The following is a 15,336-nucleotide window of genomic DNA, read 5'->3' on the forward strand; positions in this document are numbered from 1 at the left end:
TATATGAACCAACCTATTGGCTTTTGTTTAGCGAGTGTGGCTTATATAGCGTGGATATTTCACCGATCGTTTCAATGATTCATTGAGGGTCTTCATGGAAAGCAAACACAAGCATTTCAAGGTACTGACGCTGGCCGGTTGTTTAATTGCGTCGATGGCAAGCGCCTCCGTATTTGCCAGCCAACTGGTGATCATGCAAAACGAACCACCGCGCAGCATGGACCCCGGCAACCAAACCGCGACCTTCACCGGCACGGTGCTGGACCCGATGTACGAAGGCCTGACGCGTCTCGGTGATGACGGCAAAATCATTCCGGCGCTGGCATTATCCTGGACATCCGATGACAGCGGACTTAACTGGACCTTTACCCTGCGGCCAAATGTGAAATTCCACGACGGCACGCCATTTAATGCCGATGCGGTGGTAGAAAACTTCCAGCGTCATTTAAATTCGCAGCGCGGTTTAGCCGGTAGCGGGAAAATTCGTACCTTTATTCAGGACGTGAAGAAAAAAGACGATCTCACTGTCACGTTTCAGCTAAAAAAAATTAACCCGGCCTTTTTAACTGTTTTAGCCTCCGGTCCGGGATTAATGGTGAGTCCAACGGCGGATAAAGCGGGCAGTATTAACAATAAAGCCGACGGCACCGGTCCTTATAAACTGGTGCAGTACAAATCCGGCGAATATGTGCTTGAACAAAAGAATCCCGACTATTGGGGGAAATCTTCCGGTCCGGATGAAATTAAATGGATGTGGAGCAGCGAGCCTTCAGTGATGAATATGGCGCTGCAATCGGGGCAGGTCGATATTATTAACCCGGTGCCGCCGCAGTTTGCTGGCATGTTGAAAAACAACGCTAACGTTAATCTCAAACAGTCGCCGGGTGCGGCGGTGTTCTGGGTCGATCTCAACACCCAAAGCAAAGCGCTGAGTGATGTGCGCGTACGTCAGGCGCTGAATCTCGCCACCGACCAGCAGGCGCTGGTGAAAGCCATCATGTTTGGTTATGCACAACCGGCGAACTCCGCGCTGGCACCGGTCGATCCGAACTACGACAAAGCGCTGCATGACTATCCGTATGATCTGCAAAAAGCCAAAGATCTGCTGAAAGCGGCGGGCTACGCCGACGGTTTCCCAATGTCGATCGCGGTGCAGGCTCCAGATGCGCGTACCGCACAAGTGCTGCAGGGCATGTGGAGCAAAATCGGCGTGAAACTCAACGTGCGCCAGATGGAGAGCGGCGTGTGGACCAAAGCGGCGTTTGCCGATGGCAAAGAGAAAGCTGCGCAGAGCACCGATGCGGTGCTGGCGTCCTGGTCTTCTGGTTTGTATGGTTCGGATCTGCAGCTGCGTCCGCTCTATCACACCAGTAGCTTTGCGCCGGGCGGGGCCAATCTCGGCTTCTTTAGCGACAAGCAAACCGATGATCTGATCGACACCGCTGCATCGACGCTCGACGATGCTAAACGCAAAGATCTCTACTTCCAGGCGCAAAAACAGATCAGCGGATTAGCGCCGCAGGTGCTGTTGTTCTATCAGGATGATCTCTATGCCGCACGTAAAAATATCAGCGGCGTAGTGATGCAGCCCGGCGGACAAATCGTCGTACGCGACGCGGTGAAGCAATAACCCAATGGTTGATGTGATATGAAAGCGTACGTCGCAAAAAAGGTGCTTTCGCTGCCGTTAATCATTTTCGGCGTGTCGATTATCGTGTTTATCGCCATCCGCGCGCTGCCGGGCGATCCGGCGCGGCTGATGGCGGGACCAGAAGCGCCGCAGGAAGCGGTGGACCATATGCGCGTGCGGCTGGGGCTGGATCGGCCGCTGCCGCTGCAATATGTCAAATTCGCGGCGGAAGCACTGCACGGCAACCTTGGCTTGTCGTTGCAGTCGCAGCGTCCGGTGATGACCGAGATCAGCGAGCGGTTGCCGTACACCTTATCGCTGGCTGCACTGGCGTATCTGTTGGCGATTGCGATTGGTGTGCCGGCAGGCATGACCGGCGCCATCTATCGCCAGCGCATTCCCGATCAAATTGTGATGGTGCTGACCATTGCCGGTGCGTCGATTGCCAACTTCTGGCTGGCGCTGCTGGCGTTGAATTACTTCGCCGTTGAGCTGGGCTGGTTACCGCTGTTAGGTGCTGATTCGTGGAAAAACTACATCATGCCGACTGTCACGCTGGCGATTTTGCCGATGGCGATGATTGCGCGCATGACGCGTTCCAGCATGCTGGATGTGCTGAGCCAGGATTACATCCGCACCGCCAAAGCCAAGGGATTATCCTCTGCCAGCATTAACTGGAAGCACGCGCTGCGTAATGCGCTGATCCCGATTGTGACCATCGTGGCGCTCAACTTCGGCAGCCTGATTGGCGGCGCGGTGGTGACCGAATCGGTGTTCAACTGGCCTGGCATTGGCCGCTTGTTGGTGGATTCGGTGCGCTACCGCGATTATCCGGTGATTCAGGGCGTGACGCTGGTGGCGGTTACCGGCGTGGTGCTGATGAATCTGGCCGGCGAAATCCTGATTGGCCTGCTCAATCCAAAAATAAGGTTCGACTGATGAACAGCATTGAAACTTCTGTGCTGCCGCCGCGTTCGCGCAGCCGACACCTGCTCAGCATCCTGATAGCCAATCCATCCATTGCCATCGGCGGTGCGCTGGTGCTGCTGGTGGTGCTCGCCGCCGCGCTGGCTCCGCTGATTACGCATTGGGATCCGGTGGAGCAGGATTTGCTTAATACCTTGCAAGCGCCGTCGGCCGCGCACTGGTTTGGCACCGACGATTATGGCCGCGACATTTTCTCGCGCGTGATTTTCGGCGCGCGCATTACGTTGTTTGAAGTGAGCTTGAGCGTAGCAATTTCAATGGTTATCGGCATTCCGCTTGGCATCATTTCTGGCTTAGCCGGACGCAAAATTGATGCGCTGATCATGTGGGTGATGGATATCATCTTCGCCTTTCCCGGCATCGTGCTGGCGATTTTGATTGTTAGCGTGCTCGGCGAAGGACTGACCAATATGCTGATCGCCATCTCGTTGTTCTCGATTCCTGTCTATGCGCGTTTGAGCCGTAACCTGACGCTGGGCCTGAAGAACATGGAGTACATCGAAGCGGCGCACATGCTCGGCGTGCGCTATCCGCGCATCATTACCCATTATATTCTGCGCAACTCGATTGGCCCGCTGATTGTGCAATCGACGCTGACGGCGGGCGCGGTGGTGTTGTCTGCCGCCAGCCTGTCATTCCTCGGTTTAGGCGTGCAGCCACCGATGCCAGAGTGGGGCACCATGATGAGCGATGGGCGCAACTTCCTCGGCCTGAATATTTATGTGTCACTCTTCCCCGGATTGGCGATTTTGATTACCGTGCTGGGCTTCAATGTGCTGGGCGACGGTTTGCGCGATGTGATGGATAAACGTTTATGAGTAAACAATCTGCGGTGATTTGCCTCGATCTGGGTGGTTCTTTTATTAAGCTAGGCGTGATGAACGCGCAGGGTGAATTAACTCTTCTCGATCAGCAAAAAATCCCGGCGACAAGCTGGGACGAGTTCACCGCGCTGGTGAGCCGTATGATTGCCCAACATCACCTGCATTTTACTACCAGCAGTCCGGTGGCGATCTCTACCGCCGGCATTGTGGCACCCGATTCCGGCGAGATGTTTGCCAGCAATATTCCCGCGTTTCATCAGCGCAGTTTGGCAAAAGAGCTTGGCGCGATCCTGCAACGCGAGGTGATTGTGCATAACGATGCCGACTGTTTCACGCTGGCGGAAGCGCTGGCGGGAGCGGGCAAAGGGCACAAAGTGGTGTTTGGCGCGATTCTCGGTTCGGGCGTTGGCGGCGGATTGGTGGCGGATGGCCGCATCATCACCGGGCAGAACGGTTTGACCGGCGAATGGGGACATGGGCCGATCACGCTAACCGAAGTGGAGATCGATGGCGTCACGCGTCGATTGCCGCGCAAGGCCTGTCCGTGCGGCCAAAAAGGCTGTCTTGACAGCTACGGTGGCGCACGTGGGCTGGAAAATCTGCATCAAACGCTGCATGACCGCACGGCAAGCAGCGTAGAAATCATTGAAAGCTGGCAGCAGCAGGAGGCGCAGGCGCAGCAAACCATTCAGGCATGGCTGCAAATTGTCGGGCAGCCGCTGGCGTACAGCATCAACATCACCGGCGCGTCACGCGTGGCGGTTGGCGGCGGATTGGCATCGGTGGCTCCGTTGATCGCGGCGTTAGATGAGGTGGTGCAGGGCTGCGTGCTTAGCCGCACCGCGCATCGCTTAGTGGTGCCAGGCGAGTTCGCGCATCACGGCGGCATGATGGGCGCGGCCCTGTTGGCGCGTGATTTAACCAGGCGCGCATAAACGCACCAATCCTTGTAGGGTCGCCATTCATGGCGACCTCTGCCAAAGCGCTGCCGCACCGTAACGCCAACCCTTCACCCATATTTGCGCTATCATATGCCGCTCACTCTTCTCAGTCCTGACGATGATTGTTTCAGGCAATCACGATCCTGACTGAGTTCTTCACTTGCGGTTCGGAAAACTCATGTCATCAGTACAACCTCAACTTACTCAGCTGCCGGATGAGGCATCGCTGCCGCGTCAGAGCGTGCTAAAAGCCTTGTTCGCGCTCGGCACCGGCGGCTTTGCCATTGGTACCGGCGAATTCGTCATCATGGGCCTGCTGCCCGATGCAGCCAAGGGCCTCAACGTATCGATCCCCTCAGCCGGGCATCTCATCAGTATCTATGCGCTTGGCGTGGTGATTGGTGCGCCGCTGCTGGCAGTGCTGGGCGCACGCGCCTCACGCCGTAATTTCCTGATGACGCTGATGGGCCTGTTTGCTGCGGGCAACCTGCTGAGCGCCATTGCGCCGGGTTACTACTCAATGCTGCTGGCGCGTTTCCTCGCCGGTTTCCCGCACGGCACTTTCTTTGGCGTGGCGGCTTTAGTCGCAGCGGGTTTGGTGGAACGGCGCAAACGCGCGCAAGCGGTATCGATGGTGCTGTTTGGCCTGACCATCGCCAACTTACTCGGCGTGCCCGCCGTGACGGCGATCGGCCAATGGTTTGGCTGGCGCGATGCCTTCGCCATTGTCGGCGGTCTGGCGTTGGTGACCTTACTGCTGATTTGGTTGTGGGTGCCAAACGTGGCGGGCGACAAAAATGCCAGCCCGCTGCGCGAATTGTCGGCGCTGACGCGCAAACAGGTATTGCTGACGCTGGCGATTGGCGCGGTAGGCAGCGGCGGTTTGTTCTCGGTGTTTAGCTACGTGAAACCGACCATGACCGAACTGGCGCAGATGCCGGTAAGCTGGATTCCGGCGGTGCTGGCGCTGTTTGGTTTGGGCATGATCATCGGCAACATCGCCGGTGGTCGTCTGGCCGATCGCGGCATTGAAAAGACCATTCGCATTTTGCTGATTTGGTCATTTCTGGTGCTCAGCGCCTTCGTGTTTGCCGCGCACTGTGCGCTGGCAGGCGCCATCAACGTGATGCTGGTGGGCACCATGGTGGCGCTGGCAGCGGTGCTGCAGATCCGTTTGATGGATGTCGCCGGTGATGCGCAAACCATGGCGGCGGCGATGAACCATTCGGCGTTTAACCTCGCCAACGCACTGGGCGCGTGGCTGGGCGGCGTGACCATTTCCGCTGGTTTAGGATGGCAATCCACCGGTTGGGTGGGCGCGATTCTTGCGGTGTTGGGTCTGCTGATTCATACGGTGGCGATGCGCGATGCACGCCGTAAATCGATTACCTTTGCGCACGAAAGCCATTAACACGTTAAGGTCGCCATGGATGGCGACCCAACAAATCACGCCAACTTCTGCTGCAAAAACGCCATAAACACCCGATTGATCTCACTGCGTTGGCGATGCTGCGGATAGAGCGCATTGAGATGCAGCGAGGTCGGTTGCCACTCTTCTAACACCGTCACCAGCTCACCGCTTGCCAGCGCCGGTGCCACGATAAACTCCGGCAACAGAATCAGCCCCAATCCGGCCACCGCCGCGTCACGTAACATTTCCCCGTTATTACTCACCATCGGCCCATGCACGCTAATCACTTTGCGCTGGTCGCCGTTAAACAGTTCCCAGCCGGTTTGGCTTTCGCGTCCGTAGCGTAAACACAAATGCTCGCTCAATTCTTCTGGCGTACGCGGCGCTCCTGCGCCTTGCAGGTATGATGGGCTGCCGCAAATCACGCGGCGAAACTCGCCCAGCCGCTTAGCGATCAGGCTCGAATCGGGCAGCGTACCGATGCGGATCGCCATATCAAATCCTTCGCCGACCATATCGACATGCCGATCCGCCAGCTCAACCTGAAACTGCAAGCCCGGATGCAGGCTAAGAAACTCGGCGATAAACGGCGACAGATGGCTGATACCAAACGACATCGGCACGCTCAGGCGGAAGCTGCCTTGCAGCACTTGCCGACGCCCCGATACCGCCAGTTCGGCTTCCTGCACATCATCCAGAATGCGCTGCGCGTGCTGCGAAAACAGCTGACCGTTATCGGTCACCGAAAGCTTACGCGTGTTGCGATTCAGCAGCCGCGCGCCGAGCGACTCCTCCAGCGCGGCGATGCGGCGACTGACATACTGCTTCGACAGCATCAGCTGTTCAGCGGCGGCGGTGAAGTTACCGGCTTTGATCACGGCTACATAAATGCGGAGATCTTCAATCTGCATATTGTCCACTTATCGGTGACAGTCATTGTCATTATCACGCATTGTTAGGCAGATCAGTTTACGTATACTTATCTGCAACGGGAAGGGCAATCGCCCCCCAACAGCAAATTTGAGGAGCAGACCATGATTGAACAACGCCTGTCAGAACAACGCGGAGTGGGTGACCACGGTTGGTTGAATTCGCATCATACGTTCTCTTTCGCCAGTTATTGGGATCCAAAACAAACCGGCTTCTCAGACTTGCTGGTGATCAATGATGACCGCGTTGCACCGGGTCGCGGCTTTGGTGCGCATCCGCACAACAACATGGAGATCATCTCCTATGTGCTGGAAGGCGCGCTGGAGCATAAAGATTCTATGGGCACCGGTTCGGTGATTGTGCCGGGTGATGTGCAGCTGATGAGCGCCGGTAGCGGCGTTACGCACAGCGAGTTTAACCACTCGAAAACCGACAATGTGCACTTCCTGCAGATCTGGATCGTGCCTGGCGAACGCAATTCGCCTCCGGGTTATCAGCAGATTTCGGTGGCGGAAAGTGACAAACGCGGTCAGCTGCGTCTGATTATTTCGCCGGAAGGGGAAAACGGATCGCTTAGCGTGCGTCAGGATATCCGCATTTATGCCGGACTGTTCGACGGTGTTGAGCAGCAAACCCTCGCGCTGGATGCCGATCGTTACGCCTATATTCACGTGGCACGCGGCAGCATCGAAGTGAACGGCGTGAAGTTTAAAGAGGGCGACGGCGCACGTGTACGCAACGAAAGCGTGCTGGAGTTTGCTAACGGCGAAGATGCGGAAGTGCTGGTGTTTGATTTGCGTCCGCTGGAAGTGAATCATCCGCAGCGTTAATGATTAAAAAGCGGTCAAAGAGCAGTGCGAGCCATCGCGCTGCTTTTTTTTATGCGCGATCACAGCGGTTGTAACACTTTTTCTTAACATTAATTGCAGTGATTAAGATCGCAATAATTATTTCCATACTCTCTTTAATAGTTAGCCAATGAACCTAAGCATCACGGCTTAACATGAAGAGGGCAGCATGCAAGAAAAAATCCCCGGAACGCGCTGGTATCGCGTCATCGCCCCGATTCTCATCACCTGCATTGTCTCATTCATGGATCGCGTCAATATCAGCTTTGCGCTGCCTGGCGGTATGGATCAGGATTTGGCGATCACCAGCCAAATGGCTGGCGTAGTAAGCGGTATCTTCTTTATTGGTTATCTGTTTTTACAGGTGCCGGGCGGACGTATCGCGGTGAATGGCAGCGGCAAACGCTTTATCGCCTGGTCGTTGGTAGCGTGGATGGTGGTGTCGATCGCCACCGGTTTTGTCACCAATCACTATCAGCTGCTGGCGCTGCGTTTTGTGCTGGGGATTTCCGAAGGCGGCATGCTGCCGGTGGTGTTAACCATGGTCAGCAACTGGTTCCCGGAAAAAGAGCTGGGTCGCGCCAACGCCTTTGTCATGATGTTCGCGCCGTTAGGTGGCATGTTTACTGCGCCGATATCGGGTTACATCATCAATGTGCTGGACTGGCGCTGGCTGTTCATAATCGAAGGCCTGCTTTCAGCGGTGGTGCTGCTGGTGTGGTGGCTGGTGATCGCCGATCGTCCTGAAGAGGCGCGCTGGTTACCGGCGCGAGAAAAGGAGTATTTGCTGCGCGAACTGGCGCGCGAAAAGGCTCAGCATCTGCAAAAGGAACCGGTCAGCAAAGCGCCGTTGAAAGCGGTGTTTCGCAACTCGGGCCTGATGAAGTTAGTGGCGCTCAACTTCTTCTATCAAACCGGCGATTACGGTTACACGCTGTGGCTGCCGAGTATCCTGAAAAATCTCACCGGTACCAACATGGCGGGCGTTGGTCTGCTGGCGGCGATTCCTTTTGTCGCGACGGTACTCGGCATCTACGCTATTTCGTGGTTAAGCGATCGCACCGGCAAGCGCCGTTTGTGGGTGATGGTGTCGCTGTTCTGTTTTGCCGCTGCCTTGCTGGCATCGGTGGTGCTGCATAATAACGTCGTCGCCGCCTATATCGCGCTGGTGGTGTGCGGCTTCTTCCTCAAAGCGGCAACCAGCCCGTTCTGGTCGATTCCCGGACGTATCGCTGCGCCGGAAGTGGCGGGTAGCGCGCGTGGCGTGATCAATGGCTTGGGTAATCTGGGTGGATTCTGCGGACCGTACTTAGTAGGGATCATGACACTGCTGTATAGCCAAAACGTGGCGATCTGCTGGCTGGCGGGTTCACTGGTGATTGCGGGAATCTTTACGCTGTTACTGCCGAAAGCGTGCGATATCAATCCATCTGAAACGCGCCGACATATGAAAAGTAATCATTTGATGAGTGTGAAACATTAAGTGAAGCGAGGCTGGCACTATTCTGAATATTAATAGTAGAAAGTCAGATTAAATAAAAAGGGAGCGCCTGATGAGGTGCTCCCTTTTTAATGCATTAATCAATCGACAGATTGTGAATAGCCAGCGCAGCGCGCGCGGCTTCTTTACCTTTCTTAATGAAATGCTCGGTATAGAAGTTTTCGATAACATCAACCGGCTGGAAATTATGCGGCGTTAATGACACGGAGAACACCGGCACGTTGGTGGTCAGCTGCACATTCATCAAGCCATCAACCACCGCAGCGGCAACGAAATCATGGCGATAGATACCGCCGTCAACCACCAGCGCCGCGCAGACAATCGCATCGTATTTACCGGTTTCAGCCAGACGCTTAGCCAGCAGCGGCATTTCAAATGCGCCAGGCACTTCCAGCACTTTTAATTCCGCTTCAACGGATTGATCGGCTAATTCTTTTTCAAATCCCACCAGGGCATTATGGACAATTTCTTTGTGCCAGCCGGCTTTAATAAATGCAATTTTAATATTCTTCATGGATATTCCGACATCACCTGTAATTGGTTCTTGCGCATAAAATAATGTGTTTGTATACCATATGTTACGTTTGTGATCCACAAAGCCCAGGTAGCGATAAATGCCTTGCTGCTTATTTCCCTGTAAACCATCTGGTTATTCCGCGCTTGACGGCGACCATCGCCTGCAATACAAATAGACGCGTCGGGGGAGTCTCGCCAAAGAGACTGAGAGGCTAATAGCGCACTGCGCGGCTTAGCGACCCTTTGAACCTGACCCAGTTGATACTGGCGTAGGAAGACTGACAGTCTTGTTCATTGGGCTGTCTGGCGCTCAGGCTAGCTTGATGGTTGCGCCATTTCCCTTCTCCTGTATCTGCGGGTCTCAGCTAACACTGAGAGGCCGATGTGAATTCCCCCTTTTTGAACATCCCGGAACCGGCGCTGTGAGCCGCTGGAGCGTGCTCGGCTGCGGCGTGGCGGGCTTGTGCGTGGCTACGTTGCTGGCGGAACGCGGCGAAGACGTCGAGGTGATTGGCGATGACGCGCGCCGCCCGGCATCGTGGTTTGCTGGCGGCATGCTGGCACCCTGGTGTGAAGCCGAAAGTGCGCCGCGCGACGTCATCACCCTTGGACAACACGCCGCCGCATGGTGGCAACAGCGCGTCAGCAGCGTAAAGCATCAGGGCACGTTGGTGGTTGCGCCGCCGCGCGATAGCCAGGAACTCAACCGTTTCGCCCGTATGACCGAGCAGCACCAATGGGTCGATCCCGCCGACATCGAACCGGCGCTGGAAGGGCGCTTTGCACGCGGTCTGTTTTTCGCCGGGGAAGCGCATCTCGATCCGCGTCTGGCGTTGCAGGAGATGCGAGACACGCTGATCGCACGCGGCGTACCATTCAACAATCGTGCGCCGAGCGGCCAGATTATCGATTGTCGCGGCATCCACGCCGCGCCACAACTGCCGCGCCTGCGTGCGGTGCGCGGCGAAATGCTGATTCTGCACAGCGAAGACGTGCAGTTTTCCCGCCCGATTCGTCTGCTGCATCCGCGTTTTCCCTGCTATCTGGTGCCGCGACGCGGCGGCCACTTTATGCTCGGCGCCACCATGATCGAGAGCGACGACGCCAGCGCCATCAGCGCGCGCGCCATGATGGAGTTGCTCAGCGCCGCCTACGCCATTCATCCGGCTTTAGCCGAAGCGCGCGTCATTGAGAGCGGCAGCGGGCTGCGTCCGGCTTATCCGGCGAATCTGCCGGAAATCCACTATCACAACCACACCTTTTATCTCAACGGCATGTATCGCCACGGTTTTCTGCTGGCACCGATGCTGGCAGAGCAGCTGATGCAGCGTCTTTCTGGGGAACTTAAAAATGAACATTCAGCTTAACGGCCGCCTCATCAGCACGCAGGCAAACAGCCTGAGCGAATTGCTGATCGAGCAGCAAATTGACGCGGCCTGCGTCGCCACCGCCTACAACGGTGCGTTTGTGCCAAAAAGCCAGTACTACACGCAGCTGCTGGATGAAGGTTGCCAGCTTGAAGTGCTGTCACCGATGCAGGGAGGTTAAGCGATGTTTTACGATTTTGACCCGCAATCGCGCTTCCTGCTCGGCACCGCCGGTTATCCTTCGCCCGCCATTTTGCAGCAGGCGATTGCCGCCTCCGGCACCGACATCATCACCGTCAGTTTACGGCGCGAAGGCGCGGCGGGCGCGGCTTTCCGTGAACTGCTGACCGGCCTCAACATCCGCGTGTTACCCAATACCGCCGGTTGTCACACGGTGAAAGAAGCCGTCACCACCGCGCACATGGCGCGCGAACTGTTCAACACCGCGTGGATCAAGCTGGAAGTGATTGGTCACGCCGACACGCTGCAGCCCGATCCTTTCGCGCTGGTGGAAGCCGCGCGCATCCTCAGCGCAGAGGGTTTTCAGGTGTTTCCTTACACCACTGAAGATCTGATCGTCGGCGAAAAACTGCTGGCGGCGGGCTGCGAACTGTTGATGCCGTGGGGCGCGCCGATTGGTTCCGGTCAGGGTTTACGTAACATCGACGGCCTGCGTGCCATGCGCGCGTGGTTCAGCGACATTCCGCTGATCATTGATGCCGGCATTGGCGCGCCGTCGCAGGCGGCGCAGGCGATGGAGATGGGCTTTGATGGCATTCTGCTCAACACCGCCGTCGCCAAAGCGGGCGATCCGATCGGCATGGCCAACGCCTTCCGTCTGGCGATTGAAGCCGGGCAAGCCGCTCGCGCTGCCGGACTGATGGAGAAGCGCGATATGGCCGCTGCGTCCACGCCGATTTTTGGCCTGGCAAATCTGAGTTGAGGCAGGCAAATATGCAACGTTATCAACGCCAGATGATGCTGGCGGAAATCGGCGAAGCAGGGCAGCAGAAGCTGCTCGACGCGCGCGTGCTGGTGGCGGGCGCGGGTGGATTAGGTGCCACGCTACTGCCGCAGCTGGTGGGCGCGGGCGTCGGCCATATTCGGCTGTATGACGACGATGTGGTGGCGCTGCATAACCTGCATCGGCAAACGCTGTTTACTGAGCAGGATATCGACCAGCCCAAAGTGCTGCGCGCGCAACAGGCGTTGCATCAGCGTAATTCGCAAGTGCAGATTGAAGCATTGCAGCAGTCGCTGAGCGCCAGCAACGTGCAGCAGGCGCTGGCGGGATGCGATCTGGTGATCGACGCCGCCGATAACTTTGCCGTCACCTACCAACTTTCGGATGCTTGCATGAAGGCGGGCATGCCGCTGATCAGCGCCTCGGTGCTGGGACGGCAAGGTTACATTGGCGGATTCTGTGGCGGCGCGCCGAGCTACCGCGCCGTGTTCCCGCGTTTGCCGTCATCGGCGGCGAACTGCAACACCGCGGGCGTGATGGGCCCAGCGGTGGCGACGCTTGGCGCGATGCAGGCGCAGATGGCGCTCAGCGTGCTGCTGGAATTGCAGCCATCACCGCTCGGTTGTCTGGTGAACTGCGACTTCGTGAACTGGCATTTTCGCCCGTTCCGCTTTGATGATGCGGAAGAGCCGGAACATGCAGTGCCGTTTATCGACCCGTCAATGCTTGCCGCCGATGACTGCATTGTCGAGTTGCGCAGTTGTGAGGAAGCGCCGGTCAGCGTGGCGGATGGCGTTGAGCGCATCTTGCCGCAGGCGATTGCGGCATGGCAGCCGCCCGCCCAGCAGCGCATCGTGCTGGTGTGCGCCAGCGGCATCCGCGCCGCGCAGGCCGCTAGCGCGCTGGCGCAGCGCGGATTTCTTCAGCTGGCGATTCTGGCGGCCAATCGCCCATGAATCAGGACATTCTCTTCAACCATGTAAGCTTTAGCTGGGGCGATAAACCGCTGTGTCAGCGGCTGAATCTGCAACTGCGCGGCGGCAAAACCACGGTGATGCTGGGACGCAGCGGCATCGGCAAAAGTACGCTGCTGCGGCTGGTGGCCGGATTACTCAAGCCGCAGCAGGGCGCGGTGCAGGGCTTAAGCGGCAACGTGGCGTGGATGGGCCAGCAGGATCTGCTTTATCCATGGCTGACGGTGCTCGACAACGTGATGCTGTCGGCGCGGCTCAGCGGCGAAAAGCCGGATCGTCCGCGCGCGCTGGCACTGCTGGAGCAGGTGAAACTCAGCGACGTGGCGCATGCGCCGCCGCAGCAACTTTCGGGCGGCATGCGGCAACGCGTGGCGCTGGCACGCACGCTCTATGCGCAGCGCGACGTAGTGCTGATGGATGAACCTTTCGCCACGCTGGATGTGATGACCAAACTCAGCCTGCAAACGCTGACTGCCGAATTACTGCAAGGCAAAACCGTGCTGCTGGTGACGCACGATCCGCTGGAAGCGTGCCGCATGGCCGATGACATTCTGCTGCTGCAAGGCCAGCCGCTGGCCATCGAAAGCTGGCCGGTTCCCGGCGGTGACGCGCCGCGTGCGTTTGATCATCCCGACGTGCTGCAGGCGCAGGCTCAACTCTTCTCCCGACTGAATACCCATGAAAACACTGTTTAGCGCGATTTACCTGATCGTGGTGCTGCTGTGCGGTTGGCTGCTGGCGCGTCACAGCGGCGTGCCAACTTTCCTGCTGCCCGCGCCGCAGGCAGTGCTTGAAGCGCTGTGGTTGCATCGTCAACTGCTGTGGCATCACGCGCTCTATACGCTGGCGGAAATTGTGCTGGCGCTGCTGCTGGGCATCGGCGCGGGCGTGACGTTGGCGGTGCTGATGGCGGCCAGTCCGCTGCTGCGTCGCGTGCTGTTTCCGCTGGTCACCGCCAGCCAGGCGATTCCGGTGTTTGCCCTCGCGCCGCTGCTGGTGCTGTGGCTCGGCTTTGGTATCGCCTCGAAAGTAGTGGTGGCGGCCTTGATCCTGTTCTTCCCGCTGTGCTTATCGCTGTTCGATGGGCTGTGTCGCACGCCCAGCGGCTGGCTGGAACTGGCGCAAACCAGCACGTCATCGCGCTTTCGCATCTTCTGGCGCGTGCGCTGGCCCGCCGCGTTACCGCAATTTTTCTCTGGCCTGCAGATGGCGGTGGTGCTGGCGCCGATTGGCGTGGTGATTGGTGAATGGGTCGGTGCCAGCGAAGGGCTTGGCTATCTGATGATGCAATCCAACGCGCGCCTGGAAACCGCCACCAGCTTCGCAGCACTGCTGCTGTTACTGATTCTGGCGCTGCTGCTTTCGGGCAGCGTGGCGCTGATGCGTAAGAAACTCCTCTGGCAATCTACATAAGGAAGTACCGTGAATACCCTACGAATCGCATTGACCGCGTTGCTGCTGCTGGCGACCGCTAACGTCCAGGCGGCGGAGAAAGTTCGTCTGCTGCTCGACTGGTTTATTAACCCCAACCACGCGGCGATTTTTGCTGCCCAGCACAGCGGCGCGTTTAAGAAAGAGGGGCTGGATGTGGAGATGATCGCGCCGGCCGATTCTGCTTCGGTGCCGTTGCTGCTGGCGGCGGGTAAAGTCGATCTCGCCATCAGCTACCAGCCGCAGCTCTACACGCTGGTGGATAAAGAGGTGCCGGTGATCCGCGTCGGCACGTTGATTAATCAGCCGCTGAATACGCTGACCACGGTGTCAGGCGATATCCACTCGCTGAAAGATTTCGCGGGCAAAACCATCGGTTATGCGGTGCCGGGCACCGAAGATGTGGCGATTCGCAATATGCTGAAATCACAGGGCGTTGATGCTGACTCGGTGAAGCTTATCAACCTGAATATGGATGGCACCTCCGCGCTCCTTACGCACAAGATTGATGGCGCGATGACCATCTTCCGCAACTACGAGCTGCTGGACCTGAAAGACAAAGGTGCCAAGCCAACGGTGTTTAAACCGGAAGATTATGGCGTGCCTGCTTATGATGAGCTGATCATTGTGGCAAACCAGAAAACTGCCGCGCAGGATAGACGCATTCCGGCGTTTTTAAGTGGTCTGGATGCCGGTGTGGCGTGGCTGCGTGCACATCCGCAGGAAGCGTGGCAGGCGTTTATTAAGCAATATCCCGAGCTGAATACGCCGCTCAATCACGAGGCGTGGCAGGCAACGCTGCCGTATTTCGCCGCGCACAGTGCGGAGTTTGATCAGGCGCGCTATCAGGCGTTTGGTGAATATATGAAGGCCAATGGCGTGATTAAAGTTGTGGCACCTATGGCGCGATATTCGTTGTAGGTTGGTGCGTTGTCCCTCACCCCAACCCTCTCCCGCGCGCGGGAGAGGGAGCTGACCGCGCCCACCTCCACATTCCCTCTCCCGCCTGCGG

At 57.5% G+C, this 15,336-nt stretch carries 16 protein-coding genes and 1 riboswitch; of the genes, 14 read left to right on the forward strand and 2 right to left on the reverse strand.

The window, feature by feature from the left end; all coding sequences use genetic code 11:
- Positions 1-94 precede the first annotated feature (94 nt).
- The 5 genes from NQH49_RS19950 (at position 95) to NQH49_RS19970 (ending at position 5,793) form a co-directional block, all read left to right on the forward strand.
- Positions 95-1,630, forward strand: coding sequence for an ABC transporter substrate-binding protein (locus tag NQH49_RS19950; RefSeq protein WP_256698503.1), 1,536 nt, complete (start codon positions 95-97; stop codon positions 1,628-1,630).
- Positions 1,631-1,648: 18 nt separating this feature from the next.
- The gene (locus tag NQH49_RS19955) at positions 1,649-2,569 is read left to right on the forward strand and encodes an ABC transporter permease (protein WP_256698504.1); all 921 of its coding nucleotides are present in this window, start codon (positions 1,649-1,651) and stop codon (positions 2,567-2,569) included.
- The gene (locus NQH49_RS19960; RefSeq protein ID WP_256698505.1) at positions 2,569-3,435 is read left to right on the forward strand and encodes an ABC transporter permease; all 867 of its coding nucleotides are present in this window, start codon (positions 2,569-2,571) and stop codon (positions 3,433-3,435) included. Before NQH49_RS19955 ends, NQH49_RS19960 begins: the two co-directional genes overlap by 1 nt.
- A complete protein-coding gene (locus tag NQH49_RS19965; RefSeq protein WP_256698506.1) occupies positions 3,432-4,376 on the forward strand; it encodes an ROK family protein in 945 nt (314 codons plus the stop codon). The genes NQH49_RS19960 and NQH49_RS19965 overlap by 4 nt, the downstream gene beginning before the upstream one ends.
- 184 nt (positions 4,377-4,560) lie before the next feature.
- Positions 4,561-5,793 carry an MFS transporter gene (locus NQH49_RS19970; RefSeq protein ID WP_256698507.1) on the forward strand — a complete coding sequence of 411 codons (1,233 nt, stop codon included), beginning with the start codon at positions 4,561-4,563 and terminating at the stop codon, positions 5,791-5,793.
- 35 nt (positions 5,794-5,828) lie between these two features.
- On the opposite strand, the gene NQH49_RS19975 is transcribed toward NQH49_RS19970, so the two are convergent.
- Complete coding sequence (locus tag NQH49_RS19975; RefSeq protein ID WP_256698508.1) at positions 5,829-6,704, reverse strand: LysR family transcriptional regulator; 876 nt, start codon at positions 6,702-6,704, stop codon at positions 5,829-5,831.
- A 123-nt stretch (positions 6,705-6,827) separates the two neighbouring features.
- On the opposite strand from NQH49_RS19975, the gene NQH49_RS19980 reads away from it, so the two are divergent.
- Both NQH49_RS19980 and NQH49_RS19985 read left to right on the forward strand, forming a co-directional pair.
- The gene (locus NQH49_RS19980) at positions 6,828-7,553 is read left to right on the forward strand and encodes a pirin family protein (RefSeq protein ID WP_256698509.1); all 726 of its coding nucleotides are present in this window, start codon (positions 6,828-6,830) and stop codon (positions 7,551-7,553) included.
- 187 nt (positions 7,554-7,740) lie between these two features.
- Positions 7,741-9,054 carry an MFS transporter gene (locus tag NQH49_RS19985; protein WP_256698510.1) on the forward strand — a complete coding sequence of 438 codons (1,314 nt, stop codon included), beginning with the start codon at positions 7,741-7,743 and terminating at the stop codon, positions 9,052-9,054.
- 94 nt (positions 9,055-9,148) lie between these two features.
- Here the strand turns inward: NQH49_RS19985 and NQH49_RS19990 are convergent, their stop codons facing one another.
- Positions 9,149-9,586 (reverse strand): 6,7-dimethyl-8-ribityllumazine synthase, encoded by a 438-nt coding sequence (locus tag NQH49_RS19990; protein WP_061719087.1) that lies wholly within the window; start codon positions 9,584-9,586, stop codon positions 9,149-9,151.
- A 175-nt stretch (positions 9,587-9,761) separates the two neighbouring features.
- A riboswitch (TPP riboswitch) is annotated at positions 9,762-9,881 on the forward strand.
- A gap of 129 nt (positions 9,882-10,010) precedes the next feature.
- Here NQH49_RS19990 and NQH49_RS19995 point away from each other — a divergent pair.
- From NQH49_RS19995 to NQH49_RS20025, 7 genes are read left to right on the forward strand one after another with little or no spacing between them, the layout of a single operon-like run.
- Positions 10,011-10,955: an FAD-dependent oxidoreductase gene (locus tag NQH49_RS19995; RefSeq protein ID WP_256698511.1), complete on the forward strand. Its 945-nt coding sequence runs from the start codon at positions 10,011-10,013 to the stop codon at positions 10,953-10,955.
- On the forward strand, positions 10,939-11,136 hold the full coding sequence (gene thiS / locus NQH49_RS20000; protein WP_256698512.1) for a sulfur carrier protein ThiS: 198 nt from the start codon (positions 10,939-10,941) through the stop codon (positions 11,134-11,136). Before NQH49_RS19995 ends, thiS begins: the two co-directional genes overlap by 17 nt.
- Positions 11,137-11,139: 3 nt before the next feature.
- Positions 11,140-11,898, forward strand: a complete 759-nt coding sequence (locus tag NQH49_RS20005; protein ID WP_008110718.1) for a thiazole synthase — start codon at positions 11,140-11,142, stop codon at positions 11,896-11,898.
- A gap of 11 nt (positions 11,899-11,909) precedes the next feature.
- Positions 11,910-12,875: a HesA/MoeB/ThiF family protein gene (locus NQH49_RS20010; protein WP_256698513.1), complete on the forward strand. Its 966-nt coding sequence runs from the start codon at positions 11,910-11,912 to the stop codon at positions 12,873-12,875.
- Entirely contained in the window at positions 12,872-13,588 is a 717-nt protein-coding gene (locus NQH49_RS20015; RefSeq protein WP_256698514.1) for an ABC transporter ATP-binding protein, read from the forward strand. The genes NQH49_RS20010 and NQH49_RS20015 overlap by 4 nt, the downstream gene beginning before the upstream one ends.
- The gene (locus tag NQH49_RS20020; RefSeq protein WP_256698515.1) at positions 13,572-14,306 is read left to right on the forward strand and encodes an ABC transporter permease; all 735 of its coding nucleotides are present in this window, start codon (positions 13,572-13,574) and stop codon (positions 14,304-14,306) included. The genes NQH49_RS20015 and NQH49_RS20020 overlap by 17 nt, the downstream gene beginning before the upstream one ends.
- Before the next feature lie 9 nt (positions 14,307-14,315).
- Positions 14,316-15,245 carry an ABC transporter substrate-binding protein gene (locus NQH49_RS20025; protein WP_256698516.1) on the forward strand — a complete coding sequence of 310 codons (930 nt, stop codon included), beginning with the start codon at positions 14,316-14,318 and terminating at the stop codon, positions 15,243-15,245.
- The last annotated feature ends 91 nt before the right edge of the window (positions 15,246-15,336 follow it).

The sequence above is a fragment of the Pantoea trifolii genome (assembly GCF_024506435.1).
Taxonomy (GTDB): Bacteria; Pseudomonadota; Gammaproteobacteria; order Enterobacterales; family Enterobacteriaceae; genus Pantoea; species Pantoea trifolii.

Bases quoted from the DNA above. Each gene is read 5' to 3' on its own strand.
- NQH49_RS19950 (WP_256698503.1), top strand. From the start codon at position 95: ATGGAAAGCAAACACAAGCATTTCAAGGTACTGACGCTGGCCGGTTGT.
- NQH49_RS19955 (WP_256698504.1), top strand. From the start codon at position 1,649: ATGAAAGCGTACGTCGCAAAAAAGGTGCTTTCGCTGCCGTTAATCATT.
- NQH49_RS19960 (WP_256698505.1), top strand. From the start codon at position 2,569: ATGAACAGCATTGAAACTTCTGTGCTGCCGCCGCGTTCGCGCAGCCGA.
- NQH49_RS19965 (WP_256698506.1), top strand. From the start codon at position 3,432: ATGAGTAAACAATCTGCGGTGATTTGCCTCGATCTGGGTGGTTCTTTT.
- NQH49_RS19970 (WP_256698507.1), top strand. From the start codon at position 4,561: ATGTCATCAGTACAACCTCAACTTACTCAGCTGCCGGATGAGGCATCG.
- NQH49_RS19975 (WP_256698508.1), bottom strand. From the start codon at position 6,704: ATGCAGATTGAAGATCTCCGCATTTATGTAGCCGTGATCAAAGCCGGT.
- NQH49_RS19980 (WP_256698509.1), top strand. From the start codon at position 6,828: ATGATTGAACAACGCCTGTCAGAACAACGCGGAGTGGGTGACCACGGT.
- NQH49_RS19985 (WP_256698510.1), top strand. From the start codon at position 7,741: ATGCAAGAAAAAATCCCCGGAACGCGCTGGTATCGCGTCATCGCCCCG.
- NQH49_RS19990 (WP_061719087.1), bottom strand. From the start codon at position 9,586: ATGAAGAATATTAAAATTGCATTTATTAAAGCCGGCTGGCACAAAGAA.
- thiS (WP_256698512.1), top strand. From the start codon at position 10,939: ATGAACATTCAGCTTAACGGCCGCCTCATCAGCACGCAGGCAAACAGC.
- NQH49_RS20005 (WP_008110718.1), top strand. From the start codon at position 11,140: ATGTTTTACGATTTTGACCCGCAATCGCGCTTCCTGCTCGGCACCGCC.
- NQH49_RS20010 (WP_256698513.1), top strand. From the start codon at position 11,910: ATGCAACGTTATCAACGCCAGATGATGCTGGCGGAAATCGGCGAAGCA.
- NQH49_RS20015 (WP_256698514.1), top strand. From the start codon at position 12,872: ATGAATCAGGACATTCTCTTCAACCATGTAAGCTTTAGCTGGGGCGAT.
- NQH49_RS20020 (WP_256698515.1), top strand. From the start codon at position 13,572: ATGAAAACACTGTTTAGCGCGATTTACCTGATCGTGGTGCTGCTGTGC.